Origin of the sequence: Candidatus Frankia alpina (assembly GCF_902806485.1) — a bacterium.
GTDB classification, from domain to species: Bacteria; Actinomycetota; Actinomycetes; order Frankiales; family Frankiaceae; genus Frankia; species Frankia alpina.
The window spans coordinates 1-26,385 of sequence record NZ_CADCWT010000044.1; the positions used below are offsets into that span (position 1 = coordinate 1).

The window sequence follows — 26,385 nt, forward strand, 5'->3', positions numbered from 1 at the left end:
CACATTGATGTCACGCAAAGCGACGAAACGTTACCGGGAAAGGCTCAGTGTGCGCAGGTCGGCAGTCCGGTCGAGGACCAGCCTTTTCGGCGGTCGAAGGCGGCGATCAGACTCAGCCAACGGCAGGTCGCGGCCGAGATGCGGCCAGCCCAGTTACAGACTTCCACCTCAAGATCATGGAGGGGGACGACGTTTAGATCATCATCGAACATGCGTTCGATTCTGCGCCCTGGTGACATCCTAGTCAAGCCCCCCGTGTTGACACTTTTCTCGTCGAGCATGCCATCCAGAATTTCATCTTGCCATGGTGGTCTACTTGCGGTTGTGGCTGCCAGACCGGTCCCTTCTCTGTTCCGCGGTGCAGACCATCTTGTCGCGATCGCTGCCTTGTCGGCCGGTCTGACGTGGCGGGCAGCTTCTGAACGGCATGCGGTTACTGGCAGATCCGGCCGGAGGAGATGGCCGCACTTGACAGGCGCGCTTCAGGGATGCAAAATCGATCACATGTTCGAGCTAGACGAAGGGTGGGGTGAAGGTGAAGCGAAGGTGGTGAGTGGCCGAAGAAGCTCGTCAGTTCCGCAGATACGCGAGAACCGCCAGGACTCGGCGGTGGTCCTTCGTGGTCGGCTCCAGGCCGAGTTTCGAGAAGACGTTCGATATGTGTTTCTCGACGGCACCGCTGCTCACGACCAGGTGCGCGGCGATCGCGGTGTTCGACCGGCCTTCCGCCATGAGGGTGAGGACCTCTCGTTCCCGTGGGGTCAACGCAGACATGGGGTCGTTGCGTCGATTTCGAACGAGAAGCTGTGCCACCACTTCCGGATCCATGACGGTGCCGCCTGCCGCGACCCGACGCACCGCATCCACAAACTCGCGAACGTCTGCGACGCGGTCCTTCAAAAGATAGCCGACGGCGCCGGCACCGTCGGCGAGAAGCTCCGCCGCGTACTGTTTCTCGACGTACTGACTGAAGACAAGGACTGGTGAGCCCGGGACCTCGGAGCGGGCCTTGATCGCGGCTCGCAGCCCTTCGTCGCGGTGCGACGGAGGCATCCGAACGTCCACGACGGAGACGTCGGGCTGGTGCGTCGTCACCGCATCGACCAGGCCGGGTCCGTCGCCGACCGTGGCGACTACCTCGCAGCCGGCGTCGGTGAGAAGGCGGCGCAGCCCCTCACGGAGTAGTACCGAATCCTCAGCGATGACCACCCGCACGATGCATCAGCCTTCTTCGGGCTCATGGACTCCGACGTCGGAGAACGCAGACGCTACCTGTGGACGGGTGTTGCCCGTCCGAGGATGACCTACTTCGGGAGGTGCTGCCGGCGAGAACAACTGACGGCCTGACGACGTCACCGGAGGGGATGTGGCGGTGAGCGGGCAGGACTATGGCAGGCTTGGTCCCCGTGAGCACAGGTTGGTCGGCGATCGGAGGGACAGCTCGCCTTGGACGAGCTGTCACGTTCGCCTCGTCCTCCGTGTGCTTGGCCTGGGCGGCGCACGTGGCCGGCGGCGCCCAGCGGCCGGCGGCCACGATTATGATCTCCGCCTTCCTCCTGCTCACCCGGATTGCCTACGGCCTCGGTGACCGGGAACGGCACCTTCCGTTACTCGTGGCAGGGGTCGCGGGGACTCAGGTTCTGCTCCACATCACCTTCGCCCTCACCCTCGCGCACCCCCACACGCATCGGGCGGGCGGCTGCTCGGTCGAGGCGCGGATGGTATTCGCGCACGGCCTGGCTGCAGCGTGCGTCGCGGTGCTGCTGCGCCGTGCGGAGCGTGTGCTGTGGTCGGCTTCCGGTCTCCGTCCCCATCCGGTGCTGTTTCGTCTGTTCCGGCCGGCCGCGAGTCTGGCCGTGCCTTCGATTTCGCCGGTGCCGCCCATCGACGTTCGTCGACGGGCGCCCCGCCCACACACCCGTCCGCTCGGGCGATCCGCCCGTCGGCGTGGCCCGCCGCAGGGCCAGCCGGGGATCGGTCGGACGGGGCGGTGCGCCATGGGTTGCTCACCGTTGCTTATTGCCATGGCCTGACGAACGACGCTCCGGCGCCCGTGAAACACGGAATCTCGGTGTTCCCGCTGCGCTGTGGGATCGTTTGGAAGGATTTACATGATTCGCCTCTATCGACGTGTGGGCGTGCTCGGTGTGGTTGCCGGCGCGGCCGTACTTGCCATGACGGTGCCGGCCTCCGCGCACGTCACCCTGCAGCCGTCCACCGCGTCCGCAGGTAGCTATGCCACGCTTTCGTTCAAGGTGCCGACCGAAGAGGACGACGTTTCCACCACCGGTATCGATGTTCAGTTCCCCGTCGATACACCGCTCGCGTCGGTGTCGGTGCAGCCCAAGGTCGGCTGGACCTACAAGATCGCGAAGGCGGCGCCCGCGAAGCCCTTGAGCACGGACGACGGCCAGGTGAGCGAGGTGGTCACCCGCATCACCTGGACGGCGCAGGAGGGTCAGGGAATCAAGCCGGGGGAGTTTGACACGTTCACCGTTTCCGCCGGTCCGATGCCGGACAAGGCTGGACAGCTCGCGTTCAAGACACTGCAGACCTATTCAAACGGGGACGTGGTGCGATGGGTTGATGTCGCGCAGCCAGGGGCCGGGGAACCGGACAAGCCGGCGTCGTCGCTGACGGTGACCGCAACTGGGGCGGCTGAGGGCTCGTCGACCGGCGTGCACGAGTCGGCGGCGCAGAATGTCGCCGAGACCTCGCAGTCGGATGACAGCGACGGGACCGCACGCTGGCTCGGAATCGTCGGCGTGGTCTTGGGTGCACTCGGTCTTGTGGCCGGCGCCTTCGCACTGGTGACCGTCCGGCGGCGGGCGTAGTTTCGTGCGAAGAGTGATGGTGGTGGTCATGGCCTCTCTGGCCATGACCACCACCTCGATCGGGCTCGGGCTCGGCGTCGCGTCGGCGTCCGCTCATGCCCTGTTGACGGGCAGCAGTCCGGCGGACGGCGCGGCGCTCGCCACTGCGCCGACTCGGATAGCGATCGATTACAGCGAGTCGGTCCGGGTCTCGCGGGATTCGATCCGGGTACTCGATTCTGCGGGCACCCGGGTAGACGATGGTCAGGCGCGGTCGGGACAGAAGGCCTCCGAGGCGATGGTGATGTTGCGATCCAACCTGCCCACGGGCACCTATGTGGCCAGCTGGCGAGTCATCTCTGCGGACAGTCACCCGATCTCCGGTGCCTTTGCCTTCGGTGTGGGAGGACCGCCGGAGGCAGGGGCCGCCAAGGCGGAGGCGAACACGTCCGGTTCGCGGACGGTCGGATTCCTGTTCGGCGTCGCGCGGTTCGCCGGCTACGCCGGAATCGGCGTTCTTCTGGGCGCCTGTTTCTTTCTGTTGCTGCTCTGGCCGCAAGGGCTGCGGACGAGCGGTGCAAACCAGCTCATAGCGGGGGCATGGGGGTTGTCGTCGCTCGCCGGCCTGGGGCAGCTGCTCCTGCAGGGGCCATACGCCGCCGGGCTGGGGCTGAGCGGATTGGGCCGCTGGTCGGTGCTGTCGGCGACGTTGGAGGAGCGGTTCGGCCATCTGTTGCTGATCCGGCTGCTTGCGCTCTGCCTCGCGGTACCGCTGCTGCGCCGGATGTTCCGTACCGCCTCCCTTGACGTGTGGCGCAGATGCGAGCTGGCCGGTCTCGGACTTGTGGCGGCGGTGACCTTGGCGGCGATCGGCCACGGCAGCGCCGGGGACCTGGTGTGGCTCGCGACGGCCAGCCTGACGGTGCACGTGCTCGGAATGTCCGTGTGGATCGGCGGGCTGGCGGTGATCGGGCTCTTCCTGGTCCGTCGAGCGGCGGCGGTGGAGCTGGCGGAGGTGCTGCCGCGCTGGTCAAGGGTGGCAGCGGGGGCCGTGGCCGTGATCGTGCTCAGCGGCCTGTTCCAGAGCTGGCGGGAGATCGGGACGCTCCGAGCGGTCATCGACACCGGTTACGGGCGATTGTTGCTCTACAAGGTGTGGTTCGTCCTCGACATGATCGCGCTGGGTGCACTCGCTCAGCGGTGGGTACGCCGCCACTATTCCGGTCGCGTCCCCGGCGACCGATCCGATCCGGAGCCGACGGCGAAGGCGCCGAGCGCCGCCGCGTTGACCGGTTTACGGCGTGGGGTCGCGTCGGAGCTGATCGTCGGGGCGGTGGTGCTGGGGCTCACCGCGACCTTGGTGAACATGGTTCCCGCGCGCACCAGCTATGCACCGCCGTTCACCGGTACGGCGTTCGCCGGCCCGATGACGGTGAAGGTACGGGTCGCGCCGACCAGGATTGGAGCCGAGTCTCTCGACGTGTACACATGGGCGCCCAGCGGCAAGCCGCAGAAGCTGGTGCAGGCAAGCGCGGCGCTGTCCCTACCGACCGCGGACCTTGGGCCGTTCGAGGTGCCGCTCGACCTGGCTGCCCCGGGGCACGCGCACAGCGATCGGGTGCAGGCGCCCTTGGCGGGAAAGTGGCAGCTCCGGCTGACGCTGCGAATCAACGATTTCGATCAGTACGTGACGACGCTGTTTTACACAGTCCGCTGACGGGTGTCGGCTACACAGAGATCGGTGCCGGACCGGTGATGGTGCCGACGATGCGGCCGTCAGGCTTGGACGGCCCGGTGCCGCTTGAGCCGGTGCCTCCAGTCTTGCCGGTGCCTCCGGCGCCGGCTGAGCTCTCGCCCGTCGATGGCCCAGCGGACTGCGGGGGGCTCAAGGGCGCAGCGGACGGGGGCAGGGCATCGTTGCCCAGCGGCGTCGTGGGTGCCGGCGCGGCGCTGGTTGGCGGTGCGCTCACCGGCGGTGGGACGGTCGCTGTCGGCAGGGGTGTCTGTGTCCTCGGCGGGGTGGTCGGCAGGGTGGTCCCGGAGTTCGAAGCGGTTGCGGACGCAGCGGAGCTGGTCGAGGGCTTCGGTGAGGTGGTGAGCGGAGCCGTGGTTGAGGGTGCCACCGGGGCCGCGCGGGTGCGGCTGACGCTTGGCTCGGCGGCAGGCTCGGACCTGTGTACGTCCCGAGCGATGGGCTCCACCAGGCGGGGTCGTACCCGCCGCTTTGGGCGCGGTGGCCCGGCTGGTGAAGGCGCCGGCCACCGTCGGGACGACGGTGGGGGTGGTCGCCGTGCCGCCGCTGGGGGCGGCGGGCGCCGTGGCGGGGCGAACCATGTCGAGGCTTCGCTGCGGACTCACCACCGCCACGCCGTTCTCCGCCAGCAGGCGGGGATTGGACGATGGCCAGTTCATCGCCGCGGTGAGACTGACCACGGCGGCGGCGATCGCCGCCGCGGCGGCGATCGCCGGCCGGCTGTGCCGCTCCAGGATCCAGCGGCCGGATGTGGAAACGGCGTCGGCGGCTTCGGTCTCGGCGTCCATCCGCATCAGCGGCAGCGAACGCGCGACGGCGGGGGCGATCAGCGTCTCCGCGGCGTCGGACGCGAGGGGAACGGCGGGCTCGGCCGGCGCCTTGACGAGGCTGATCTTCTGGGCTGCCGCAGGTACCACGGGTGCGGCCGGCATGGCAGCTCGGCGGCTGGCGGCAGCGGCCTCCGCGACGGCGACGGCTCGGTCGAAGGTGCGGGCGAGACCCACCCGCAGACTGGCGGGTGCCGGTACCACGGCGCCGACCAGGAGTTCCTCGGGCGGTACACCGTGTGGCACCGGGATGCTGCGGGCCTGCGGGGACCCCGACCAGGCCAGGGCGCTGCCGCGGGCGAGTTCCAGCAGCCAGGAACGCAGCCGGGCCGGGTCGCTCAGCGGGTTGAGACGGGTACGGGCGACCAGGGCGAACGCCGTGCCGGCGGCGGCCCGGGCCACCGTGGGATCACCCAGGATCAGCAGGCACATGGAGAAGACATCATCCGCGTAGAGATCGTACAGGTCGTCGAACGCCTGCCGATCACCACGTCGGACACGGGCCGCAAGGTCCGCGTCGTCGTCCATACTTTAGCTACTCCCCGGTCGACTAGCGGTGGACCCGGAACGGATGGTGGAGCCGATGCTAGGAGGCGGGCCGCGCTAACGGGTGAACGTTGTGAGGATTTTGTTGTCGTCGATTCGACAGCCGGAATCACTTGACCTGCACGCGCGTAGCGCTTTGATCACTTTCGCTTACTTGTGGTTACTTTGCTCCGGGGTGGTGTGCGGGGGATGTGGCCATGTCCCGTCGGAAGACTAGTTGGAAAGATGGGCGGCGAATAGCCCGCCGACGGGCTTGCTTCGAATTCCGCGACTGATCGGTCCCAGCGGGCCTTCCACACTGGCTCGGCCATTCGCGACCGTCCGCAGGATTACCCCATGATTATTGCGCGGTTGGCATGTCGGTTCCGAAGCGGTACGACGGCGACGATCGGGACGCTGGACGGAGCCCGAAACAGGACGCGATCGGAGCTGCGGTCAGGAGGTAGGTGGCTGCAGGGCGAGCCGAGTCTTCACGGTGCCGGTCTGGCCGTTGCGGGTGTAGGTCACCTCGACCTCGTCTCCGATGGCGTGCGAGCGCACCGCCGCGATCAGGGAGTCGACGTCGCTGACGGCTCGGTCGCCGACCTTGGTGATCACGTCGCCGGTGCGCAGGCCGGCGCCTTCGGCGGGGCCGCCGGCGACCATCGACCGGATCTGTGCGCCGGTTCCGCTGGACGCGGTCGAGCGCGTGTTCTCCGCTGCGGTCGAGGCGGTTACGCCCAGATAGGGATGCTGTGCGCGGCCGGCAGTGATCAGCTGGGTGGCCACCGACTCAGCGTAGTTGCCGGGGATCGCGAAGCCGACACCGATGTTGCCGGACTGCTGGCTGCCGCCGAACGGACTGCCCCCGCCGCCGCCGACGGTCGCGATCGCGCTGTTCACGCCGATGATCTCGCCTCGGCTGTTGACCAGCGGGCCGCCGGAGTTACCCGGGTTGATCGGCGCATCGGTCTGAATCGCGTCGATGATGGTGTTCTGCTGGTCCTGCACGGTCGAGTCGCCGGTTCGGACCGGGCGGTGCACGGCGCTGACGATGCCGGAGGTCACCGTGCCGTTCAGGCCGAGCGGACTGCCGACCGCCACCACCAGCTCACCGATGTTCAATGTGTCGGAGTTGCCGAAGGTCGCCGCGATCAGCCCCGAGGCGTTGATCTTGATGATGGCGAGGTCGGAACTGGGGTCGGTCCCCACGACCTGCGCGTCGAAGGCGCGGCCGTCCTGCAGGGTCACCGTGAGCGTGCCGCCGTCGGAGGCTCCCGACACGACATGGTTGTTCGTCAGGATGTGGCCGTCCGACCGGATGATCGTCCCGGAACCGGTGCCCGCCTCGCTGCTTGACTCCTCGGCGATCGTGACGACGCTGGGGAGGATCTTCTGCGCCGCCGCGGCGACGGTGCCGGAGGCCGCCGGCGACGTCCCGCCGGAGCTGACACTGGTGCGCTCGAGCCCGGCGGTGGTCACGACCGTGTTCCCGCTGTCGTTGTCGGCGACCAGGGCACCGACGCCGCCCCCGATGCCGGCGGAGACAAGGGCGATGGCGAGCCCTGCGGCCACCAGCCGGCGCCTACGCCAGGGCAGCGGGGAGGGCGTCGCCGTCGCCGGCCGATTGCCGTGGATGTCGTACGCGGTAGGTGGAATGCCACCACCGGGAGCGCCCCACTGGTTGCCCCACTGAGTGCCCCACGTCTGGCCCTCCGGTGGCGGACCGGGCGGCAGACCCGGACCGCCCGGCCTGCCCGGGCCACCCGAGCCGTACGGCTCGCCCGCTGGGCCGGGACCGGCATTGGCCCTGTACACACCCTGCCCTGGGCCACCCTGGCCCGGACCTGGGTTGGGCGGGCCCCAGGGCCCGGCCGCGAACCCGCCGGTGTTGGACGGCGCCGCCTGGCCGGGACTGGTGGACGGGTGGACCGGCGGGGGAGCGCTGTAGGGCGCCCCGGGGGGCGGTGCCACGGAACGTTCGGGCGCGGAGCTGCCGGGACCGGTCGGGTGAGGCTGTTCTGCCGGGGACCCGAATGCGCCTTCGGCGGGTGGGGCCCAGGGGGACGGCGAGTCGTGCCCGGCGCCGGACTCCTCCCGGCCGCTGTCCGCCTGAGCGTCCTCGGCGCCGCTGCTGAAGGGGAGACGCGGTGTCATGGTAGGCACTTTCCCTTACGAGCCTGAGCGATTCCTGAATGCCGACCAACGTTCGGGTAAGCGATCGACAGGACGAACCGGAGCCGGAGTCCCTCCGGGGGCGACCGGGTCAGTCGACCGGGTCAGGAGGCGGGACGGCGTTCCGCCAGTAGATCACGAATCTCGGTAAGCAGGCGTGCCTCATCGGTCAGCACGAGGTCCTCCTCGGGCGGGACCTGGCCACGGGCGCGCCGATCGTTGATGGTCTTCAGCGGGAGCACCACGACGAAGTAGATCACAGTCGCCACGGAGAGGAAGGCGATGACACTGTTGATGAACTCGCCGTATCGGAACACGCTGCCGTTCAGCGTGAACGTGAGGGCCGAGAAGTCCGGCTTGCCGAAGATCGCCGCGATCAGCGGGGTGAAGATGGTCTTAACCAGGGACGTCACCACGGCGGTGAAGGCGGTGCCGATCACCACGGCGACCGTGAGGTCGACCACGTTCCTTCGCATCAGGAACTGTTTGAAGCCCTTCATCGACGGTCCCCCCAGTCAGGCGCCCGGTGCGCCATGGGAGGATACCGCCGCAGGTCGATGGTATCCGACTCGGCCCCTATGCCCCTGGCGGGCTGTTGTCAACTAGGCGCGCGCTACATGTCGGCAACTCCGTGGTACACCGGTGGGACGAACGAATGCGCGCGGGGCTCGGAATCGGAGGTCGTCTGGTGACGGACGGTGCGCGACGGGCCGATTGGGACGACGACCACCGCGAGCCCGCCTACCGCCGGCCCGGAGGAAATCTCCCGCCGCGCGGGCCCGACTCCCAGGCCGATCCAGCACCCCGCCCGGCTGCGGCTGGAGGTTACGGCGGTCGGCCCGCTCCCGATGGTTACGGCGCCCCGTCTGCTCCCGATGGTTACGGCGGTCGGCCCACTTCGGACGGTTACGGCGCCCCGTCTGCTCCCGGCGGTTACCGCGGCCGGCCGCCCGCGACGGGCCACGGGGCGGACACCGGACTTTACGACCCCGCCGGCCCGCCGACCGGGTCCTATCTTCCCGCAGACGGCGGCGGTTTCGGATCCGGGGACGGCGCTGGAGACGATCCGTACGGCCGAAGCCGCCCGCAGGGCCGTGGTGATCGCCCGGGCCCGCCCGCCACGGAAGCCCCTGGGCGCAGGGCTCTGGTCCCGCCAGCCGGCGGGCGACGCGGGACGGGCGACTCCGGCGGGCCGCCGACGCGGCCGGGTGTCCCCGCCGGGAACACGGGCCGGCATGCGGTCGAGCGGTCGCGGCCGGCCGCGACCGGCGGACCAGGCAATCCGGCCGGCGGGCAACGACCGGGACGGCCCGGCCGCCCGGGTGACGCCGATCCGCGGGGTCGGACGACTCCGCCGGAGTATGGCGTCGACGGCGGCCCGGCCGACGGCCCGCCGCCTGGCGCAGGCGGGCGGGCGGGGCGGCCCGCCCGAACCGGGAGCGGGGGCAGGTCCGGGAACACTGGCGCACGGCCGCGATTCGCGGCCGATGCCGACGTTGAGGACACCCGCCTCGACCGGTCGCGTCCGGGCCGCTCGGCACCGGGGCCCGGCGACGACCGCATCGCCCCGAGCCGCTCCGAGCGAGCCGCGGCGGCGGCACGCCCATCCCGGCCGCAGCGGTCGGGCGGACCGGGACGGACCGGCGTCGGTGGCCCGACGGCCGGTCGGGAGGACGATCGGCCACCGGACTCGTCCCCCACCATGATCGGGAAGCGGACGGGGCCGCACCGCTCGGGCGGCGACCGGACGCCCACTCCGCGCCGCTCGGGTGGTCCACTCACGGCGTCGATGGAACGTGACTTCCCCGAGCCTGATGGCGTCAACGACCTCGACGGGGCCGACGAGCTCGACGTTCGTCACGGTGGTGGCGGCGGTGCCGACTCCATGTCCTTCCTGCACCGTCTCGGCGTTGCGCTGGTGGTGCTGGCGGTCGCGCTCGGAGTGGGGGTCGGTGCCGGCGTCGTCTGGGAGAAGGCGCGCCCCAGCGGCCGCACCGCCACGGACGCCGCCACGGACGCCGCCACGGACGCCGCCACGGTGCCGTCTCCGTCGGCCACGGCCGCCGCCAGCGCGCCGACGGCGGCCGTGGCGGGCACGTCCGCCCCGGCGAGCACCGGCCAACCGGCCGCGGGGCAGATTGCCGTGCCGGCAGACTGGGCCCCCTACACGGACCCGCTGCAGAAGGCGACCTTCTCCCACCCGCCGGTGTGGAAGCAGCGTCGCGACAACACCGGCATCTTCTACGGCGAACCTGGCACCGTCTCGGAGTACGGCCCACAGATGATCGGCGTCGCCCGAATCGCCGGCGCGGACCAGACGGCGGCGCTCACCCGGGTCCAGACGGGCGAGTTCGACTCGGTCTCGGGGCTGACGAAGGAGCGTTCAGGCCCGGCGACGGACACCAGCGGCCAGCCGACCCAGGAGTTGGCCGGTTCCTATGACCGTGAGGGTCAGCGGGTGTCCTACCTGATGCGGACGGTCTCCACGGATGGCGCCGTCTATGTGCTCATCGCGAGGGTGTCGACCAGTGCGGCCGCGACACTGAACACGCTGATGGGCGCCTTGCGTGCGTCGTTCTCTCCGGCGGCCTGACCCCACCGACGTCACATCCGGGCCGACGTCACATCCGGGGCCCGGGGCGGGCCGATCGGGCTGGAGCAAGCAGGTTCCAGATCACCCCGCTGGTGGCGAAGGAGTTCGGTCCGGCGGCGGGCGGCCAGCCGTGGGCCATCGAGGGCAGCAGGAACTGGACGACGCGGGCCGAGGATGCGCACCGGGTCTCCCGGCGGACGGCCACCGGCGCGGTCGTCGCGGGCTCGGCGGGATCGGCCAGGCCGTCCGACACCGGCGCCCCGGGCGATGAGGGGGCGGCCCCGGGTGCGGGCAACTGGCCCACGGACAGGTCGACGGGCGGCTGCTCGGCGTGCCAGGGCACCCCGGTCGAGTTGGTGAGGATGGTGTCGCCGGGCTGGCTGGGCAGCGGGCATTGGTCCACCGCGCGGAACGGCGCCATGCTCTCCTCGACCGGGGTGATCGCCGTCTGCAGCACCGGTGACCACGGCGAGCCAAGGTAGGGGACGTGACCGTCGGCGCCGCCGTGCACGACGACGACGGTCAGGGGCGCCGCCGGCTGGCACTGCGCCACCTGACGGCTCGCCGCGACCACAGCGATGCCGGCAAGCTCGTCGCCGTGCTCGCAGGCGTACCGGTAGGCGAGCATCCCACCGTTGGACAGGCCGATCAGGCTGACCCGCGTGCGGTCGATCGGGTAGTTCTCGCTCAGGTGGGCGATCAACGCGCGCAGCCAGCCGACGTCGTCCGTATTGTTGATCTTTGCGGTGTCGCAGCAGGTCCCGGCGTTCCAGGCCTTGCCGATACCGTCCGGGTAGACGACGGCGAGGCCCGCGGTGCGGGCGAGGCCGTCGAGATCCCAGTGTGCCTTGGGGCCGGTGCCGTCGTAGTGCAGGCTGTGCAGCGCCACGATCAGCGGGTACGGCCGGGGCGTGCCGGGTGGGGGCAGCGTGATCCGGATGGGCGTGCCGCGGCCGGACCGCTCGAACGCGTCCGGTCCGGCGGTCGGAGTAGCCGTCGGAGCGGCCCCGGGGACCACATTGCCGCGGCGGGTGCCGCTCAACCCGCTACAGCCAGTTACGGCTAGTAGTACGGGGAGCAGGAAGGCGAGGAGCCAGACCGCGATGACGCGGCGGCGACGAACGGCCGGCACGGTGGCCATTCTGACCCGCCGACGGCGGGCTGGGCGTCACCGGTGCCGGTGATTACTCTTCGTGTTGAAACTGCTACGGGTGAGGTCGCCCTCCGGGGCGCGGACCACATTGAGGCGGGGACGCTCCACCGCAGCCGGCGGCGCCCAACGGCCAGCCGGGCGCGGCGGGGGAGCCGGGGTGCTCTCCGCGGCGGTGCGGTACCGGTCGAACGCCTCCTGGGCGCGACTCTCCAGGTCGTCCACGAGCGCCAACGACTCGCGCACCCGACGTTCTCCCGCGGGCCCGGCGGCAAGCAGGTCCGACAGACAGTTGTCCACCGCGCGCCGCGCCGCCAGCCAGCCGAGGAGCAGCCGGGAACGCTCCATGTCCGAGAGCTCCTCCACCGAGATGTCCCTCCGCTCGCCACTCGTGACGTTGATGAGGTTCTTGCCGCGAAGATCGGTCGGCGGGTCTCCTGGCTGGGTCAGGTGTCCGGGGCAGGTGTCCAGGCCTGGGCGGTATAGGTGGTTCAGGTCGACGACCGGTATTGACATCCCGTCCTCTCCCAGAGTGCCCCACTCGGGGGCCGAACGCGCCGTAGTTCGCCTAACGCACACCCACTGGTCCCTGCGTGACGGTAGAGGCGGCAACGTGCCACAGGTTACGCGGGCCCCTGCGGTCGGGACCGATCGGTAGGCCAGGACGGGCCGTTTGGCTGTGGCGGCGAGGCGGATGCCGAGGTCCGGTCGGGTGCGGCGGGTTCGAAGGGGTCCTGTTCGCCCGGCGGAGGGATCGATGGGCGGGGCGCGGCGGCGACAACCGTCCCCGACGTCGGCGCCGGAATCGACGGCGGCACCGGACCCCCGGCCGGATCGGCTTCGACCGGCACGTCCGGGTCAGTGGGTAGTCTCGTGCTCCCCGGCTCGGGGTTCCCTGGCCCGGCACGGCCCTCGTCGACGGGGTTGGCGTCGACCGGTTGCGCACCGATGGGGCTCACGCCGGTGATGTCCTCCTCGCCGGGGCCGGGGCGGTCGGGGCCGGTGCCGTCGGGGTGGTCGGTGTGGCGCGCGCGCCAGGTCTGTCGGGCCTGGGCGGCGGTGTCCTCGGCGTGTTCGAGGATCTCCTCCCAGCGCAGCTGCATGGGTCGGATGAGACCCCCGCCGACCCCGACCACGATCACTCCGGTCAGAGTGGCGAGGATGGCCCAGAGCACGGGGGTCGTGACGGAGGTCGCCAGGCCCACCTCGTCGAGTCCGGCCTTGCCGAACGCGATCACGAGCACGGCGGTCACCGTGTTACCGGCCGTGCGTGCGTAGCTGAGGCCCCGCAGTGCCTCGCGCACGAAGGTTCGGGCGAGCCGGGCCAGGCTGACCCCGATCGCGATGATCACGATCGCGAGCAGGGTGTGCAGGAGCAGCGTGAGAAGTTCGGTGACGGTGTCCTCGGCGGCGCTCGGGCCGAAGACACCCACGGCGACGCGCAGCACGGCGAGCAGCCCCAGGCCGGCGAGTACCCGCACCGCGCCCGTGCAAAGATCCGCCGCCGGCCTGCGCAGCAGGGCCGGCAGGCCGCACCGGTCCAGGACCCGGTCGATGCCCATCCGGCTCGCCAGCACGCTCAGCAGCCGTGCCAATGCCCGGACGAGCAGGCCGCCGAGCGCGCAGATCGCGAGGAAGACCCCGATCTTCGGCCCGGTTTCCGCGATGCGGGACCAGGCATCCGAGAAGCCACGATCCCACGCGACGGCGACGGTCACCTGCACTCGGCAATCATAAGCTTACAGTAATCTCCTGATGGCTTAAAGCGATAGATCGGCGGTCCCTTCGCTCGTCGCTCCGCGTCGCCGCGGCGAGGGCGGCGCTGCGTGCGGCAGCGGACGGGGCCGACGAGGTGGTGGTGGCGGGGCTCGTCCGGACCGGATCGCCGTACGCGATCGCGCCGGGCCGGTTGGCCACTGCGGGGGAACGCCGTTTCGAGTCTATACGCCGTTCTACCGAGCGTGGAAGGAGCACGGCTGGCGCGGCGGGAGTTCTACGCCGACGTGCGCGCGGCGAACCTCGCCTCCGCGCGCGCCGATCTGACCGACGCGCTGGCCGACATGGCATATGACCCGCCGGAGGCCGGATTCGAGGCCTGGAAGTGGGGGTGCGCGGGGTTCTCCATCGTCGACCCGGACGGGGGACCTACGTGCGCCGGTGGGTCGATTACGCCGTCGAGCGGAGCCATCATCGGTGCGATCAGCTAGCGGATGAATGGCTTGACCGCAAGCGTGACACATGTCGCGAAGCTGACACCGGGTGTTGTCCAGTCCGATGGGTACGGCGAGCGGGGATTGGCCACCCCTGTACCAGGGCAGGGAGTGCATGGGCAGAGATCTCCCGCTCGAAGCCCGGTGGAGAAGTGACGGGCTCCGCCGGAGGTGGTCGCGCCCGCGTGGGATGTGGAGGGCAACCCACGCGTGGCGCGCCACGCCCACCCCTCCCGATCGCTGGTCCGGGCGTCCGCTTGAATCTGCGGGGGTGAAAACTGCTGCCGGCTCGGCGTCTGATGGCGTTGCATAATGTTCAGGTGAATCTCAAGGAGTGGGCCGCCGCGAAGGGCATCGGGTACACCACGGCCCGCCGCTGGTACCGCGACGGCCTGCTCCCAGTCCCTGCCCGCAAGATCGGCGGACTGGTGGTCGTGGACGCGGCTGTCGCACCTGCCCGGCAGGATGCGGCCGTGGTGTACGCCCGGGTGTCCTCGGCGGAACCCTGCTGCGCGACGCGGACGTGACGACGATCGATGCGAGAACCGCGCCGAAGGGCCGGGCCATGCTGGCACTATCGGACGCTGAGCCGCAACGGTGAACATGCAGCCCGTCGCGGTGCCTTCCGGCGCGGATCTGCCGACGCTCGCTTCTGCCGCCGCCGAGTGTCGTGCGTGCGACCTCTCGGAGCTGCCCGGAACCCGAACCGTCTTCGGCGCGGGCCCAGCCCGCGCCTGGCTGGTGGTCGTCGGCGAGCAGCCCGGAGACGTGGAGGACCGCAGGGGTAGGCCCTTCGTCGGCCCCGCCGGCAAGCTGCTCGACCGGGCGCTCGGCGAGGCCGGGCTGGACCGGGCCGAGCTGTACGCGACGAACGCCGTCAAGCACTTTGGTTACCGCATGGGCAACGGGCCCCGGCGCATCCATCAGACGCCGCAGGCGCGGCACGTCGCCGCCTGCCGGCCGTGGCTCGCCGCCGAGCTCAACGCCATCCGGCCGTCGCTGGTCGTGGTGCTGGGCGCGACGGCCGGTGCGACGCTGCTCGGGCCGTCGTTCCGGGTGACCCGGATGCGCGGGCGGCTGCTGCCTGGGCCGCCCGGATCGAATGCCCAGCTGCTCGCGACGCTGCACCCCAGCGCCGTGCTGCGAGCGGACCTGGCCAGCTTCGACGAGGTCTACGGCGGGTTCGTCGCGGACCTGCGGATCGCCGCCGTCACTCGGCCCGCCCCGCCCGGCGGCGACCGGGAACCCCGTCGGCCTGACGGACCTGACAGACCAACCTGATCCGGCCTGACGAGCCGAGCCGGCCGGCGGGGTCAGGCGACGATGTCGACCGGAGTGCCCAGCGGGACGGTCTGGGCCAGGCGGGTGATCGCGTCGTTGCTTAACCGGATGCAGCCGTGGCTGACGTCCTTGCCGATCATCTTTGGTTCGTTCGTGCCATGCAGACCGATCACCGGCTTGCGGCCCTCGAACGAGCTCAGGGACGTCGAGAATCCGTTCAGGCCGAAGGCGTATGGGCCGTAGGCACCGTTCGGGTTGCGCGGCCGCAGCAGCTCCATCAGGTAGAAGCGCCCGCCCGGGGTCGGCGTGTCGGTGGTGCCGATGGCGACCGGCTCCTGCGCGATCTGCTTGCCGTCGCTGAACACCTGCAGCAGGTGGTGACCGCGGGACACGACCAGCCGGTAGGGCGTCTCCGACGCGCTGACCTGGTCGGCCTTGACCCAGCCGGTGCTGCCGTTGGGCTGGACCGGCAGCATCACCTGCCACCAGCCGGGCATCTTCGCCTGGACCAGGAAGATCCGCTTGACGCCGTTCTCGTTCGGACTCGCCAGCGTGGAGGAAGGTTGGTTGTCCGTTGTGGCACTGTAGATGTCGACGCTGGTGCCGACGGCGGTGACGACCGTGCTCTTGCTCTGCCCGAGGCCCGCGATGGCGGCGAGCTGGTTGCGGACCTGCGGCGAGAGGTTAGTGGCGGCGTTCTGGCTGCCGTCACTGCCGCCGCACCCGGCCAGCACCGCGCCGCCGAGGACGGCCGCGAGGATCCCCGCGGCCGTCCTCGGGTCGAGCCGGCCGATGATCATCTGGTGTAGTACGGGTCGGCCGTGACGGCGCGACTGACGGCGGGCACCGCGACCGGCAGCGGCGCGGGCGCCGGGATCGCCGGCGGCACGCTCGACGCGCCGCCGCAGTTCGACACGCCGACGGTAGGCACGGTCACGAGCAGGAGCTTCGTCTCGGTGTCCCAGGGCGACCCGACCACGGCGAGCGCCTTCGACGGGATGTCGACGGTCTGCTTCGGACCGATGTTGAGGATGCCGCCGCCCAGGTTGGTGTCGAACCAGCCGAAGCCGAAGCTCTTGTCGCCGGTGTTCTTCAGCTTCCAGGCCGGCTCACTGCCGTTGCAGATGAAGGTCAGGACGAGGGGGTTGGCGTCGATGTCCTCGACGCTGTTGATCTCCTTGTCCAGGGGGACCTTGAAGGGCAGCAGGTCGAGAAACCGGTCGAGGGTCGGGTCGCCGGTGCCCTCGGTCGAGGCTGCCCCGGCGGGCGGGATGGCCGAGGCCGAGGCGCTCGGGTCGACGCTCGCCGTGACGCCGGCCACCGGGCTCGGCGTGGCGCTCGGGTCGAGGTTCGCCGCCGCGCTCGGGTCGGCGGACGCGCTGGTCGTGGCCAGCGGGAGGGCGGTCGGAGTCGGGGTCGCGCTGGGCGGCGCGGGTACGCCGGCGGGGCTGGTCGGGGTCGGTGAGCTGACGGCGACGGTCGCGGTCGGCGAGGGTGCCGGCGTCGCGGCGGACGCCGGTGAGGCCAGCGCGATTGCCGCCACGTCGAGAACACCGGCGACCACGGCCCGCACTCTGGTGCTGCGCATGAATCCGTCTCCCTGGACATCTGCCGGGTCAGGAATACCTCGATGGAAGCATTGATCAGAAAGAAGGTAGCAACGCAGCATCGATCCCGGTACGTCCGGGTCCGTCGTAGCGGGACCGTTGGGAGAACGACTCGGTGGTTCTGTCTGGTAGTGGTTCTGTCTGACGGTGGTTCCGGCGGGTCGTGGTTCCGGCTGGCGGTGGACCTGCACGTCCTCGCCCCCGTCACCCGCGCCCCTGCCCATCCCCCTCTCGACCGTCCCCGGCCGAGTTACCCCGTCAACGGCGCCTCGCGCGGGCTCGCCCGCTTCGGCCGTCCGCCCTACCCCGTTGGCGCGGGTCATCGCGATACCCCGACCCATGGTCGCCGCGGTTCCGTCACACCGGGTTCCGCCGCGGCGGAACCGGCTGAATCCGGCGTGCTGTAACTATTTTATCCCGCCGATGCCCTCGTGGCTTTGCCCGTCATCCGGAAGGAGGAAATCCAGTTGCGGACCGGTGCTTCCGGAACGTTGTCCGCGACGACCGGATCCGGGAAAACGGCCGGACCACCGCCACCTTCGGGGAGGGAATCTGCGTGGGTAGGGCGGTGAACAGTTGGTGCGTACCCCGCTGCGCTCGCCGTCGGGACCGCACGGGGCTGCCGGGACGTGCGACGGCCGGCGCGGTCGTCAGGGGGAGAGGCGTTCGACGATCCACCGGTCCGCGGCGCTGGCGCGGCGGTAGCGCAGCCTGTCGTGCAGTCGGTTCGTCCGGCCCTGCCAGAACTCGACGGTGTCCGGCATGAGGCGTAGCCCGCCCCAGAACGGCGGGGTCGGCACCGGGGTTCCCGCGGGCCAGCGGGCCGCAAGCTCGGCCTCGCGGGCGGCCAGGACGTCCCGGGATTCGATGATCTGCGACTGGTGGCTGACCCAGGCGCCGAGCTGGGACCCGCGGGGCCGGGAGGCGAAGTAGCGCTCGGTCTCGACCCGGCTGACCCGCTCCACAGTGCCGATGGCCACCACCTGCCGCTCCAGGGCATACCAGGGGAAGACCAGTGAGCCGAAGGGATTCTCGGCGGCCTCTTGACCTTTGCGGGAGGTGTAGTTCGTGTAGATCACGAATCCGCGCTGATCGAAGTCCTTGAGCAGTACCGTGCGCGCGCTCGGCCGGCCGTCGCCGGACGCGGTGGCGAAGATGGTCGCGTTGGCCTCTGGGATGCCCGCGCCCGGGGTGGTCGCGTCGGCGAACCAGCGGGCGAACTGCTCGACCCAGGTCGCCGCGAGCTGGTCCGTTTCCAGCCGGCCGGTCTGGTAGCTCCGCCGCAGCCCGGCCGGGTCGGGCGCGTCCGGTCCGACCTCAGGGGAGGCTGCGCGGTGGGGAGAGGCGCCTGGCGGCGGGATGGATGCCATCCTGGGATCGTGCCAGCGGCGCCCGCGTACTCAGCCGAGCTCGCGCAGGACCGTGGCGACCCCGCGGTCCCAGTCGTTGGTCAGGTCGAGGCAGGGCCGTCCGCCGATCCGGGTGGGGGCATCGGTGCCGGACAGGATCACCGGCAGCATGATGATGCCGCGAGCCGAGAGGTCCCCGGCGAGCGCCGGCAGGAATTCCTGCGCTATCCATGGCGCGTGAATTCCCAGGGTGGAGTGGCCCAGCACGAGAAAGTCCGCGGTGGCGAGGGTTTCATTCATGAACATGGGCACGGTGTCGCCGATGCGTATCTCCCAACGGTCGAGGTGCACCGCATGGCCCACCGCGTTGACCGCCCGCCCCAGCCGTTCGGCGATGGCGATGTCCGCCGCGCGATGACTGATGAAGACGAACGCCATGATCTCCCGAGCTCCTGATCCAGCTGTTAGCGCAGCGTGACCGCCAGTCAGGCAGGCCATTTCCTGCTGCCGACCGTAGCGCGACGCGATCTCTGTTGGTCGGCCGTCCCTGACGCGGGTTTCGGCAGCTTGTTGCAAATAGCCGCACAAACGGACAAAGTGCCTGTGGCTCATCTCATAAATTGTTGTTTGAGTGCGCCGGGGTTGGCGAACGGTGAGGACGCGGCGTCCGCCGGCGCTCGACGTGAACCGCGCGAAGCGGCGGCGGTCTGGCGCGTCCGGATGCCGCGGGGCAGGATCGGATGGAGTAGGACCGACGAGGCAGGACGCAGCGGGCTGCCGGCCGAAGCGACCGACCGCCGGTCGAACCAACCGACAGAAGCGGAGACCCGGACTCGATGGCTGAGAAGACGAGCGATTTCAAGCCAGGCCTGGAAGGCGTGATCGCCTTTGAGACGGAGATCGCCGAGCCGGACAAGGAGGGCAGCGCGCTGCGCTACCGCGGGGTCGATATCGAGGACCTCGTCGGCACGGTGGATTACGGCCACGTCTGGGGGCTGCTGGTCGACGGCGCGTTCGAGCCTGGGCTGCCGCCGGCCGAGCCGTTCCCGGTGCCGGTGCACTCGGGTGACATCCGGGTGGATGTGCAGAGCGCGCTGGCGATGCTCGCCCCCTACTGGGGCCTGGGTCAGCTGATCGACATTACCCCTGAGCAGGCCCGCGACGACCTTGCTCGGGCATCGGTGGTGGCGTTGTCCTTCGTCGCGCAGTCGGCCCGGGGGCTGGGGCAGCCCGCGGTGCCGCAGAAGGAGGTCGACCGGGCCCGCACGATAACGGAACGGTTCATGATCCGCTGGCGCGGCGAACCGGACCCGAAGCACGTCCAGGCCGTCGACGCCTACTGGGTGTCGGCCGCCGAGCACGGCATGAACGCGTCCACCTTCACCGCCCGGGTGGTCGCCTCGACCGGCGCCGATGCCTCGGCCGCGCTGTCCGCCGCCGTCGGTGCGCTGTCCGGGCCCCTGCACGGCGGCGCCCCCTCCCGGGTGCTCGCGATGCTCGACGAGGTCGAACGCACCGGGGATCCGCTCGGCTACGTCCGCCGCGCTCTGGACCGCAAGGAGCGGCTGATGGGCTTCGGGCACCGGGTGTACCGCGCGGAGGACCCGCGCGCCCGGGTGCTGCGCCGCACCGCGCGCGACCTCGGCTCCGACCGCTACGAGGCGGCCGAGGCGCTCGAGGCGGCCGCGATCGAGGAGCTGACCAACCGCTTCCCCGACCGCCCGCTGCGCACAAACGTGGAATTCTGGTCGGCCGTGGTGCTGGACTTCGCCGAGGTCCCGGCCCATATGTTCACGTCCATGTTCACCTGCGCCCGCACCGCGGGCTGGAGCGCCCACATTCTCGAGCAGCAGCGCACCGGCCGACTGATCCGCCCGTCCGCCCGTTACGTCGGCCCCGACCCGCGCCCGCTCAGCGACGTCGTGCCGGGGGTGCCCCGTGGCTGACGCCGCCGCGATCGAGCTGCCCGAGGCTCTGCGCCCGGCCGACGGCCGCTTCGGCTGCGGTCCGTCGAAGATCCGCCCGGACGCCGTGGCCGCCCTGGCCGCCAGCGGCGCGATCTACCTCGGCACCTCCCACCGGCAGAAGCCGGTCAAGAGCCTGGTCGGCCGGGTGCGTGCGGGGCTCGCGGAGCTGTTCTCGCTGCCCGCCGGCTACGAGGTCGTGCTCGGCATCGGCGGTGCCACCGCGTTCTGGGACGCCGCCGCGTTCAACCTGGTCCGTAACCGGTCCCAGCACCTCGTCTTCGGCGAGTTCGGTGGGAAGTTCGCGGACACGACGAAGGGCGCGCCGTTCCTGGCGGAGCCCTCAGTGGTGTCCTCGGTGCCGGGAACGCACCCGGACTGGTCGCCCGAGGCCGGCATCGACGTCTACGCCAGCCCGCACAACGAGACCTCCACCGGTGTCGCCCGCCCGGTACGCCGCCCGGTCGGCGCCGACGCCGGCGCCCTGCACCTGGTCGATGCCACCTCCGGCGCCGGTGGCCTGCCGGTCGACGTGACCGAGGCCGACGTCTACTACTTCGCGCCGCAGAAGTGCTTCGCCTCCGACGGCGGCCTGTGGGCGGCGCTGATGTCGCCGGCGGCGATCGACCGGCTCGCCGAGATCGCCGCGACCGACCGGTGGATCCCGCCGTTCCTCGACCTCACCACCGCCCGCGACAACAGCTCCAAGGATCAGACGTACAACACCCCGGCGGTGGCGACGCTGTTCCTGTTCGCCGATCAGATCGAGTGGATGCTCGCCAAGGGCGGCCTGGACTGGTGCGTGCGCCGCACCGCCGAATCATCGTCGATTCTTTACACCTGGGCCGAGAAGACGGCGTACACGACGTCGTTCGTCGCCGACCCGGCGCAGCGCTCCCAGGTCGTCGTGACGATCGACTTCGACGCGGTCGACGCGGCCGCCGTGGCGAAGGTGCTGCGGGCCAACGGCGTCGTCGACGTCGAGCCGTACCGCAAGCTCGGCCGCAATCAGCTCCGCGTCGCCTGCTTCCCGGCGATCGAACCGGCCGACGTCGAGGCGCTGGTCGCCAGCATCGACTACGTCGTCGAGCGCCTGTAGCGGCGGATGGCGTAGCCGGAAACGACGGCGGCCCGCGATGAGGACCTCTCCTCGCGGGCCGCCGTCGGCGGCGTGGCACCGCCGGGGACTCTGGGTCGGCGGCGGCGCGGGCACCCGGGTCAGCGCAGGGGGCGCTCCGGGGCGGCCTGGGCGGCCTGGGCGGCGATCGGGTCGGCCTCGGTGTCGGCGGTCGCGCCCCGGTCGTCCATCGGGACGTAGGGGCGCTGGTCGTAGCCGACGTAGAGCTGGCGCGGGCGGGCGATTTTCTGCTCGGGGTCGAGCAGGCCCTCCTCCCACTGGGCCAGCCAGCCGGGCATCCGGCCGATGGCGAACAGCACCGGGAACATCTCCACGGGGAAGCCCATGGCCTGGTAAATGATGCCGGTGTAGAAGTCGACGTTCGGGTAGAGCTTGCGGGCGATGAAGTACTCGTCCTCCAGCGCGATCCGCTCCAGCTCCATGGCCAGGTCCAGCAGCGGGTTCGTGCCGGTGACCTTGAAGACCTCGTCGGCGACCTGGCGGATCACCCGGGCGCGCGGGTCGTAGTTCTTGTAGACCCGGTGGCCGAAGCCCATCAGCTTCTTCTTGCCGTCCTTCACCTGGGCGATGAAGGAGGGGATGTTCTCGACCGAGCCGATCTCGGCCAACATCCGCAGCACCTGCTCGTTCGCGCCGCCGTGCAGCGGGCCGTAGAGCGCGGCGATCGCCGCGGCCGCGGCCGAGAACGGGTCCGCCTGCGAGCTGCCGACGGCGCGCATCGCGTTGGCCGAACAGTTCTGCTCGTGGTCGGCGTGCAGGATGAACAGCACGTCGAGGGCGTGCTCGAGGTTCGGGTCCGGCTCGTACTTGAGCTCGGTGGCCTTCCACATCATGTTCAGGAAGTTGCCGGCGTACGACAGATCGTTGTCCGGGTAGACGTACGGGAAGCCGACCGAGTGCCGGTACGAGTACGCCGCCAGGGTCGTGATCTTGGCGATGAGGCGGACGATCTGGAGGCGACGCAGGCCCGGGTCGTCGATCGTCTTGGCGTCCGGGTAGAAGGTCGACAGCGCGCCCACGGTGGACACCAGCATGCCCATGGGGTGGGCGTCGTGGTGGAAGCCGTCGATGAACTTCTTGATTGACTCATGCACCAGGGTGTGGTGCGTGATCTCGTCTTCCCAGGTCGACAGCTCGTCGGACGCGGGAAGCTCGCCGGCCAGCAGCAGGTACGCGACCTCGAGGAAGCTGCTCTTCTCGGCGAGCTCCTGGATCGGGTAGCCGCGGTAACGCAGGATGCCGGCGTCACCGTCGATGTAGGTGATGGCACTGCGGCAGCTCGCAGTGTTCGTGAACGCCGGGTCGTACGCCATCAACCCGAAGTCGTCGTCGCTCGCCTTGATCGAACGCAACGCACTCGCGCGTACCGTGCCGTCCGTGACCGGGATCTCGTACGTCTTGCCGGTTCGGTTGTCGGTGACGGTCAGTGTGCTGACCTGCTCGGACACGCCGGGCTCCTCTCGCGGTGGCGATGCCGCTGGTGACGGCTCTGGCCCCAGCCGGGGCGCGCATCCGGGTACGGAGCGCTCACGCCGGTTTGCTGGCTCACATGGTTCTTCCCAAGTCTGGCCGTTCGCGGCTGCACATGCGCGTGATCGGTGAGCCTCATCCCACGTGTGCTGCGCCACCCCTTGGCGGAGAAGACATCTCCCAGCTGCGGTGATGCGGTAGGGCACCCTCAGCGAAGACGCAGACAACCGCCCGACCGACCGGTTGCACCTACCCGAACGGGGAGAAGCCACTCTGGTGCCCAGAGCCACTCGTCGACCGCGTTCCCGGCGTGGTAACGGACGGGGCGCCGAGGGGCGTTCCCGCGGCGGCGCCCGGCTGCGCGGCGGTCCGCAGCCAGGTGAGCACGGCGAGCACCCGACGATTGTCGTCCGTGGACGCCGGCATCCCGAGCTTGCTGAAAACCCCGGCGATGTGGTTCTCCACGGTCTTCGGCGCCAGATGCAGGCGGGCGCCGATGCCGTGGTTGGACCGCCCCTCAGCCATGTGCGCGAGCACCGTGCGTTCCCGTGGGGTGAGCCGGGCCAGATCGTCGGCGCGCCGCCGGTGGGCGAGCAGACCCGCGACGATCTGCTCATCGAGCAGGAGCCGACCGTCGATTAACCGTCGCAGCGCGTCCTGGAGCGCCGCGACGTCGTCGACCCGGTCCTTGAGCAGGTAGCCGAAGCCACCGCCGCCGCCGAGCAGGCGCAGCGCGTAGGGCGTCTCAGCGTAGGTCGACAGAACGAGCACGGCGATCGTGCGGTGCCGGGCGCGGATCTGTTCGGCGGCGACCAGACCCTCGTCGGTGAACGTGGGCGGCATCCGGATGTCCAGGATCACCACGTCCGGCCGGCTGTGCCCGAGCCCGCAGATGAGGTCGTCGGCGGTGGCGGTCTGTGCCACCACCTCGTTGCCGGCGGCGGTCAGCAGTATCGCCAGCCCCTCGCGGAACAAGGTCGAATCGTCCGCGATCGCTACCCGCACGGGTCAGGTCCCCTCTGCTCAGCCGGCGCAGTTCTGGTCGGCGCAAGCTTGGTCAGCACGGGATGCTCGCCGTCAGCCGGGTCCCACCGCCCGACGGGCTGACGATCACCAGCGCGCCGCCGAGTGCCCGGACCCGGTCGGTGAGGCCCGCCAGTCCGCCCCCCTCGACGGCGGTGGCGCCGCCCTTGCCGTCGTCGGTGACGTCGATGCGAACGACGCCGTCGTCGTAGCGCACCGCGACCCGAGCCCGGCTGGCCCCGGCATGCTTGACCGTGTTCGTGAGCGCCTCGCAGATCGTGTAGTAGGCGCCCGCCTCGAGCACCGCCTCGAACCGCGCCGCAGGAACGTCCATCTCGACCTCCATCGGCAGCGCGGCGGTGACGACCTCCAGGGCCGGCCGAAGCCCGCCCTGACTCAGCACGGCCGGATGGATTCCCCGCGCGAGGCTGCGCAGGTCCGCCAAGGCGTGGCGCAGATCCTCCCGGGCGGCCTCGATGGCAGAGATCGTATCGGGATCGGTGGCCTTCGTCCGGGCGAGCCCCAGTCTGGTGGCCAGCGCCAGCAGCCGCTGCTGCGCGCCGTCGTGCAGGTCGCGCTCCAGCCGGCGCCGCTCGTGCAGACCGGCCTCGACGAGGCGGGCCCGAGAGGCGTGCACGGCTTCGAGCTGCGCGGCCACCGTGGCGTGCAACTGGGCGTTCTCCAGGGCCATGGCGCTGGCACGCACGGCCGCCTCGACCAGGTCGCGGTTGCGCCGCATGGCGGGTGCGGCGGCGATCACCGCCAGCGGCGCCCCGGCCGTGGTCCGTACCGCCATGACGAGCTCGGCGCCGCCGGCCGGCGGCGGGGGCCGGACGGCCCCGTCGGCGTCGACGTGATGGTCCTCCCCGGGCAGCCACAGGTGGATCTCGGCGGAGTCGTCGTGCAACGCCGCCCGCAGCGCCGCGCGGACAGCCCGCGCATCCGGCGGGGTGGGCAGCGTCGCGAGTAGCTGCGCGATGCGGGCTCGGACGAACACCCGGCGCAGCACCGCCGCCGCGAACGCCAGGGGGATCGCCAGCAGGGCGAGGGAGACGGCGATGAACTCGGGCCCGATGCTGGCGTCGCTCGGCTTGTAGACGAAGAAGTTGACCGTCGCCGCGAGGACGAACGCCAGCAGCAACGCGAGCGCCACCGGGAAGAAGATTCGCCGGTCCAGCTCGGAGTACCGGCGCAGCCGCCCGCGGACGGCGAACAGGAAGGCGGCGGCGAGTGCGAGGGTCAGGCCGTCGAGAATCCAGACCACGGCGTCGAACGCTCCGTGGCCGATCGGCTCGCCGTACCACCAGACGTCGGGGTGAGCGGAGTAGCCGAACTATTCCGGCCGGCCGATGCGGATCAACCCGAGGCTCGCCAGCGGAATGACGAGCACCGCGGCGCCCAGCAACGCCCGTTCACCGTTGTTCTGCAGCCGTCCGGTCGGGTAACGCAGCGCACCCCAGCCGAGGCAGACCCAGAAATGGGAGTAGGCGAAGGTCGACACGAGCGCGGACGGCCCGGCGTCCCAGCCCGCCGTCCAGGACAGCGGCCAGAGCAGCCCGCCCAGGGCCATCGCCGCGGTGACGCTGCCCAGCGACTCCTCGCCGTTGAGGGTCGCGGCGAACGGGCTGTGGCCGAACGTGGGCCATTGGCATGCGATCGCAACGGCAGCAGTGACGCTGCCGCCGACTGCCAGACACCACGAGCGGTGGCGGGCAGCGCACGCGGACAGTCGGCTGGACAGACGCGGGTGCGGCACGTCAATCGACGTTATGTAGCCAGGATCTCACCCGACAAGCGTCGCACACGCCGATCGTCGGATTGCGGGTTACCCCCCACTTCCCGTCGGGGGATCCCCCGACGGGAAGTGGAGCTCTCCCCGAAGCCAGTGAGTCCCTGCGGGGTGGAACCTGGTTAGTACGGATCGGTGTCCTCGGTGGTCGCACCCGGAGCAAGACGCCGAGTCGTGCCGGGGTCGGCCGCCGCCGGGGGGTGGCCGACCCCCTTTGTCGTTCCCTTGGCCTGAGATCCCCTGAATAGCCCATTCTTCGGCCCCCCGGGCGAGTACCGTCAGAAGATGGAGACCGAGACGGCGTATGACGCCGAACTCGCGTCCGCGCTGCGGTTGTCGGTGATGCGGCTTTCCCGACGAATGCGCCAGGAGCGGTCGAGTCAGCTCACCCCCACGCAGACGTCCGCGCTGGCGTCGCTGGAGCGCTATGGCCCGATGACACTCGGGGAGATGGCGGCGCACGAGCGCGTCCAGCCGCCTTCGATGACGCGGGTCATCGCGCATCTCGCGGTCGCCGGGCTGGTCGAGCGCCGCCCGCACCCCACCGATGGGCGGCAGGTGATCGCCGAGGTCACCGAGAAGGGGCGGACGCTGCTCAGCGACGACCGTCGGCGCCGGGACGAGTGGCTGACCGACCGGCTCGCGGCGCTGTCCGCAGAGGAGATCGCCGCCCTGACTCGGGCGGCGCCGATTCTCGACGCCCTCGCCGGCTCCTAGC

Annotated in this window: 24 protein-coding genes; 9 read left to right on the top strand and 15 right to left on the bottom strand. The window is 70.6% G+C overall.

Translation table 11 applies throughout. The annotated features are described in order from the left end of the window. Positions 1–570 precede the first annotated feature (570 nt). Positions 571–1,215, bottom strand: a complete 645-nt coding sequence (locus G6R25_RS07630) for a response regulator (protein ID WP_163552402.1) — start codon at positions 1,213–1,215, stop codon at positions 571–573. A gap of 896 nt (positions 1,216–2,111) precedes the next feature. On the opposite strand from G6R25_RS07630, the gene G6R25_RS07635 reads away from it, so the two are divergent. Both G6R25_RS07635 and G6R25_RS07640 read left to right on the top strand, forming a co-directional pair. Next, on the top strand, positions 2,112–2,834 hold the full coding sequence (locus G6R25_RS07635) for a YcnI family copper-binding membrane protein (RefSeq protein WP_163552403.1): 723 nt from the start codon (positions 2,112–2,114) through the stop codon (positions 2,832–2,834). 28 nt (positions 2,835–2,862) lie between these two features. Then, on the top strand, positions 2,863–4,530 hold the full coding sequence (locus G6R25_RS07640; RefSeq protein WP_163552404.1) for a copper resistance CopC/CopD family protein: 1,668 nt from the start codon (positions 2,863–2,865) through the stop codon (positions 4,528–4,530). 59 nt (positions 4,531–4,589) lie between these two features. Here the strand turns inward: G6R25_RS07640 and G6R25_RS07645 are convergent, their stop codons facing one another. The 3 genes from G6R25_RS07645 to mscL all read right to left on the bottom strand — a co-directional run bounded on the left by G6R25_RS07645 (position 4,590) and on the right by mscL (position 8,593). Further along, on the bottom strand, positions 4,590–5,921 hold the full coding sequence (locus G6R25_RS07645) for a hypothetical protein (RefSeq protein WP_235947730.1): 1,332 nt from the start codon (positions 5,919–5,921) through the stop codon (positions 4,590–4,592). 453 nt (positions 5,922–6,374) lie between these two features. Next, a complete protein-coding gene (locus G6R25_RS07650; RefSeq protein ID WP_163552405.1) occupies positions 6,375–8,075 on the bottom strand; it encodes a S1C family serine protease in 1,701 nt (566 codons plus the stop codon). A 122-nt stretch (positions 8,076–8,197) separates the two neighbouring features. Continuing rightward, a complete protein-coding gene (gene mscL / locus G6R25_RS07655; RefSeq protein ID WP_163552406.1) occupies positions 8,198–8,593 on the bottom strand; it encodes a large conductance mechanosensitive channel protein MscL in 396 nt (131 codons plus the stop codon). Positions 8,594–9,882: 1,289 nt separating this feature from the next. On the opposite strand from mscL, the gene G6R25_RS07660 reads away from it, so the two are divergent. Next, positions 9,883–10,686, top strand: coding sequence for an LpqN/LpqT family lipoprotein (locus G6R25_RS07660; RefSeq protein ID WP_205446952.1), 804 nt, complete (start codon positions 9,883–9,885; stop codon positions 10,684–10,686). A gap of 28 nt (positions 10,687–10,714) precedes the next feature. On the opposite strand, the gene G6R25_RS07665 is transcribed toward G6R25_RS07660, so the two are convergent. From G6R25_RS07665 to G6R25_RS07675, 3 genes are all read right to left on the bottom strand, one after another. Continuing rightward, positions 10,715–11,827, bottom strand: coding sequence for a CE1 family esterase (locus G6R25_RS07665; protein ID WP_163552407.1), 1,113 nt, complete (start codon positions 11,825–11,827; stop codon positions 10,715–10,717). Between the two features lie 27 nt (positions 11,828–11,854). After that, complete coding sequence (locus G6R25_RS07670; protein ID WP_235947733.1) at positions 11,855–12,352, bottom strand: hypothetical protein; 498 nt, start codon at positions 12,350–12,352, stop codon at positions 11,855–11,857. A 107-nt stretch (positions 12,353–12,459) separates the two neighbouring features. Next, on the bottom strand, positions 12,460–13,554 hold the full coding sequence (locus tag G6R25_RS07675; RefSeq protein ID WP_235947735.1) for a mechanosensitive ion channel family protein: 1,095 nt from the start codon (positions 13,552–13,554) through the stop codon (positions 12,460–12,462). A gap of 243 nt (positions 13,555–13,797) precedes the next feature. Here G6R25_RS07675 and G6R25_RS26465 point away from each other — a divergent pair, with 243 nt between their 5' ends. The 3 genes from G6R25_RS26465 (at position 13,798) to G6R25_RS07690 (ending at position 15,327) form a co-directional block, all read left to right on the top strand. After that, complete coding sequence (locus tag G6R25_RS26465) at positions 13,798–14,043, top strand: FAD-binding domain-containing protein (protein WP_235947737.1); 246 nt, start codon at positions 13,798–13,800, stop codon at positions 14,041–14,043. Between the two features lie 323 nt (positions 14,044–14,366). After that, entirely contained in the window at positions 14,367–14,573 is a 207-nt protein-coding gene (locus tag G6R25_RS07685; protein ID WP_205446953.1) for a recombinase family protein, read from the top strand. Positions 14,574–14,649: 76 nt separating this feature from the next. After that, the gene (locus tag G6R25_RS07690) at positions 14,650–15,327 is read left to right on the top strand and encodes a UdgX family uracil-DNA binding protein (protein ID WP_163552417.1); all 678 of its coding nucleotides are present in this window, start codon (positions 14,650–14,652) and stop codon (positions 15,325–15,327) included. Positions 15,328–15,359: 32 nt separating this feature from the next. On the opposite strand, the gene G6R25_RS07695 is transcribed toward G6R25_RS07690, so the two are convergent. The 4 genes from G6R25_RS07695 to G6R25_RS07710 form a co-directional block, all read right to left on the bottom strand. Further along, positions 15,360–16,127, bottom strand: a complete 768-nt coding sequence (locus G6R25_RS07695) for a L,D-transpeptidase (RefSeq protein WP_163552409.1) — start codon at positions 16,125–16,127, stop codon at positions 15,360–15,362. Continuing rightward, the gene (locus tag G6R25_RS07700; RefSeq protein WP_163552410.1) at positions 16,124–16,915 is read right to left on the bottom strand and encodes a hypothetical protein; all 792 of its coding nucleotides are present in this window, start codon (positions 16,913–16,915) and stop codon (positions 16,124–16,126) included. Before G6R25_RS07700 ends, G6R25_RS07695 begins: the two co-directional genes overlap by 4 nt. Positions 16,916–17,584: 669 nt before the next feature. After that, positions 17,585–18,304 (bottom strand): pyridoxamine 5'-phosphate oxidase, encoded by a 720-nt coding sequence (pdxH, locus tag G6R25_RS07705; protein ID WP_163552411.1) that lies wholly within the window; start codon positions 18,302–18,304, stop codon positions 17,585–17,587. 30 nt (positions 18,305–18,334) lie between these two features. Next, on the bottom strand, positions 18,335–18,895 hold the full coding sequence (locus G6R25_RS07710; RefSeq protein WP_235947739.1) for a toll/interleukin-1 receptor domain-containing protein: 561 nt from the start codon (positions 18,893–18,895) through the stop codon (positions 18,335–18,337). A gap of 224 nt (positions 18,896–19,119) precedes the next feature. Between G6R25_RS07710 and G6R25_RS07715 the strand changes: the two genes are divergently transcribed. Further along, positions 19,120–20,229 carry a citrate synthase 2 gene (locus G6R25_RS07715; protein WP_163552412.1) on the top strand — a complete coding sequence of 370 codons (1,110 nt, stop codon included), beginning with the start codon at positions 19,120–19,122 and terminating at the stop codon, positions 20,227–20,229. Beyond that, positions 20,222–21,346 carry a phosphoserine transaminase gene (gene serC / locus G6R25_RS07720; protein ID WP_163552413.1) on the top strand — a complete coding sequence of 375 codons (1,125 nt, stop codon included), beginning with the start codon at positions 20,222–20,224 and terminating at the stop codon, positions 21,344–21,346. The genes G6R25_RS07715 and serC overlap by 8 nt, the downstream gene beginning before the upstream one ends. A 119-nt stretch (positions 21,347–21,465) precedes the next feature. Here serC and G6R25_RS07725 read toward each other — a convergent pair whose 3' ends face one another. The 4 genes from G6R25_RS07725 to G6R25_RS26470 form a co-directional block, all read right to left on the bottom strand. After that, entirely contained in the window at positions 21,466–22,833 is a 1,368-nt protein-coding gene (locus tag G6R25_RS07725) for a citrate synthase (protein WP_163552414.1), read from the bottom strand. A gap of 271 nt (positions 22,834–23,104) precedes the next feature. After that, on the bottom strand, positions 23,105–23,860 hold the full coding sequence (locus G6R25_RS07730) for a response regulator transcription factor (protein ID WP_163552415.1): 756 nt from the start codon (positions 23,858–23,860) through the stop codon (positions 23,105–23,107). 52 nt (positions 23,861–23,912) lie between these two features. Further along, positions 23,913–25,142: a sensor histidine kinase gene (locus tag G6R25_RS07735; RefSeq protein WP_235947741.1), complete on the bottom strand. Its 1,230-nt coding sequence runs from the start codon at positions 25,140–25,142 to the stop codon at positions 23,913–23,915. 69 nt (positions 25,143–25,211) lie between these two features. Beyond that, positions 25,212–25,634, bottom strand: a complete 423-nt coding sequence (locus G6R25_RS26470) for a hypothetical protein (RefSeq protein ID WP_235947744.1) — start codon at positions 25,632–25,634, stop codon at positions 25,212–25,214. Between the two features lie 318 nt (positions 25,635–25,952). Between G6R25_RS26470 and G6R25_RS07740 the strand changes: the two genes are divergently transcribed. Next, positions 25,953–26,384 carry a MarR family winged helix-turn-helix transcriptional regulator gene (locus G6R25_RS07740; protein ID WP_163552416.1) on the top strand — a complete coding sequence of 144 codons (432 nt, stop codon included), beginning with the start codon at positions 25,953–25,955 and terminating at the stop codon, positions 26,382–26,384. Position 26,385: the final 1 nt, after the last annotated feature.

Excerpts from the sequence above, each read along its gene's own strand:
- G6R25_RS07650 (WP_163552405.1), bottom strand. The coding sequence starts at position 8,075 with ATGACACCGCGTCTCCCCTTCAGCAGCGGCGCCGAGGACGCTCAGGCG.
- G6R25_RS07660 (WP_205446952.1), top strand. The coding sequence starts at position 9,883 with ATGGAACGTGACTTCCCCGAGCCTGATGGCGTCAACGACCTCGACGGG.
- G6R25_RS07740 (WP_163552416.1), top strand. The coding sequence starts at position 25,953 with ATGGAGACCGAGACGGCGTATGACGCCGAACTCGCGTCCGCGCTGCGG.
- G6R25_RS07700 (WP_163552410.1), bottom strand. The coding sequence starts at position 16,915 with ATGCGCAGCACCAGAGTGCGGGCCGTGGTCGCCGGTGTTCTCGACGTG.
- G6R25_RS07635 (WP_163552403.1), top strand. The coding sequence starts at position 2,112 with ATGATTCGCCTCTATCGACGTGTGGGCGTGCTCGGTGTGGTTGCCGGC.
- G6R25_RS07645 (WP_235947730.1), bottom strand. The coding sequence starts at position 5,921 with ATGGACGACGACGCGGACCTTGCGGCCCGTGTCCGACGTGGTGATCGG.
- G6R25_RS07715 (WP_163552412.1), top strand. The coding sequence starts at position 19,120 with ATGGCTGAGAAGACGAGCGATTTCAAGCCAGGCCTGGAAGGCGTGATC.
- G6R25_RS07640 (WP_163552404.1), top strand. The coding sequence starts at position 2,863 with ATGGCCTCTCTGGCCATGACCACCACCTCGATCGGGCTCGGGCTCGGC.
- pdxH (WP_163552411.1), bottom strand. The coding sequence starts at position 18,304 with ATGGCATCCATCCCGCCGCCAGGCGCCTCTCCCCACCGCGCAGCCTCC.
- G6R25_RS07690 (WP_163552417.1), top strand. The coding sequence starts at position 14,650 with ATGCAGCCCGTCGCGGTGCCTTCCGGCGCGGATCTGCCGACGCTCGCT.
- G6R25_RS07670 (WP_235947733.1), bottom strand. The coding sequence starts at position 12,352 with ATGTCAATACCGGTCGTCGACCTGAACCACCTATACCGCCCAGGCCTG.
- G6R25_RS07695 (WP_163552409.1), bottom strand. The coding sequence starts at position 16,127 with ATGATCATCGGCCGGCTCGACCCGAGGACGGCCGCGGGGATCCTCGCG.
- G6R25_RS07665 (WP_163552407.1), bottom strand. The coding sequence starts at position 11,827 with ATGGCCACCGTGCCGGCCGTTCGTCGCCGCCGCGTCATCGCGGTCTGG.
- mscL (WP_163552406.1), bottom strand. The coding sequence starts at position 8,593 with ATGAAGGGCTTCAAACAGTTCCTGATGCGAAGGAACGTGGTCGACCTC.
- G6R25_RS07710 (WP_235947739.1), bottom strand. The coding sequence starts at position 18,895 with ATGAGCCACAGGCACTTTGTCCGTTTGTGCGGCTATTTGCAACAAGCT.